Below are 1,521 nucleotides of genomic sequence, written 5' to 3' on the forward strand. Positions count from 1 at the left end.
ATACCTAACAAAACATTGGATGTTACATCAAATAGATCTTGCCCTGGTTTCATAATATTTAAATCATAATCAGGCTTAATATCAAACATCTCAAGCACTTGATCTAACATCTCCCTATGTTGTGCGGTTACACATACTTTCGATTGAATTGAAGTCTCTTTTTCAAATGCTTTTACTAAAGGCGCCATTTTTATGGCTTCTGGTCTTGTTCCGAATACTAAAAGTACTTTTTTCATTTTAACAGTTCTTTGTATTCATGCAATGTCTTTTTGGCTATTTGAATCCAATCAAACTTTTCTTCAACCAACTTCTTGGAATTTTCACCCATTTTTACAAGATCCTCTTCTAAAAGCTTATCAATTTTTTCGGCTAAATCTTTAGGATCTTTTGGTTCACAAAGATACCCATTAATACCATCTTTGATTAAAACAGGTATGCCTCCGACTTTTGTGCCAACCAAAGGTAAGGATGCAGCCATTGCTTCCAGTCCACTGATACTTGTAGCCTCCATTAAGGATGGTAAAATAGACAGATCAGAAGCACTATAATAATCAACTATTTCATCATGTTTTTTTGAACCCAAAAGAATAAATCTATTTTGAAAATTTTCTTCTAAAATATTTTTTACTTCTTGAAACTGTTCACCATCTCCTATAAACAGTAGTTTTAATTTATCATTTTTAATATATTTTGTTGCTTCTGCAAGATATTTCACACCATTTTTCCAAACCATTCTTCTCGTGATAATGGCTAAGATTTCATCATCCTTAATAGATAACTCTGCTCTTAATTTTTTTCGGACTTCTTCATTTCTTGTAAATTTAGAAGAGATAACACCGTTTGAAATAAAAACCTTTTTTGCCTCAAAAGAAAATGGAACATCAAGGAGTTCTTCACTTGGTGCCAAAAATAATTTGGGTTTACTGAACAATCTTTTTAATAAAGGGATCCGGTATCCACCCTTTTTTATTCTTTTCAAGTAACCAGAGGTATGATTTGTGTAAACAAGCGGGATATCTTTTATATTGTAAAATTCTAATGGTCTCATACCATGTATATGTATAATGTCATAATGGTTTTCTTTGACTAGTTTTTTTAAAAATTTATTGATCTGATACCCATATGTGAAACCAATGTACTTCAAAGCAAACCTATAGATATGAATCCCATCTACAGTTTCAAACTCTTTTTGACTTTTATCAACGAACTTAGTAGCAACACTAACATCACACCCTATATTTTTTAAAGCTTGTGAAAGCTCATAGACATGTGCAGTAATGCCTCCTACTGTAGGAGGATAATCCAAACTAACCATTAATATTTTCATCGTTTTAATAAGCCTTCATATACTGCAATAGTCTTCTCTACCATATTTTTCAAAGAAAAATTATTAGTTATATAATTATATCCATTGAACTTTAATGCTCTAGATTTTAAAATCATTTTAGCCAATGATTCTTCATCACCTACAGAAGAAAAAAATCCATTTTGACTTTCAATTATTATATCTAAAACTCCTCC

3 protein-coding genes are annotated in these 1,521 nt (G+C 30.9%); all 3 read right to left on the minus strand.

Going from position 1 to position 1,521, the window contains the following annotated elements; translation table 11 throughout:
- A partial coding sequence (locus VLM92_RS02550) for a UDP-N-acetylglucosamine 2-epimerase (protein ID WP_325274787.1) occupies positions 1-236 on the minus strand: 236 nt, incomplete at its 3' end.
- Positions 233-1,327, minus strand: coding sequence for a glycosyltransferase family 4 protein (locus VLM92_RS02555; RefSeq protein ID WP_325274788.1), 1,095 nt, complete (start codon positions 1,325-1,327; stop codon positions 233-235). The genes VLM92_RS02550 and VLM92_RS02555, both read right to left, overlap by 4 nt.
- A partial coding sequence (locus tag VLM92_RS02560) for a hypothetical protein (RefSeq protein ID WP_325274789.1) occupies positions 1,324-1,521 on the minus strand: 198 nt, incomplete at its 5' end. The genes VLM92_RS02560 and VLM92_RS02555, both read right to left, overlap by 4 nt.

Source organism: Romboutsia sp., assembly GCF_035470145.1.
GTDB lineage: Bacteria > Bacillota > Clostridia > Peptostreptococcales > Peptostreptococcaceae > Romboutsia_D.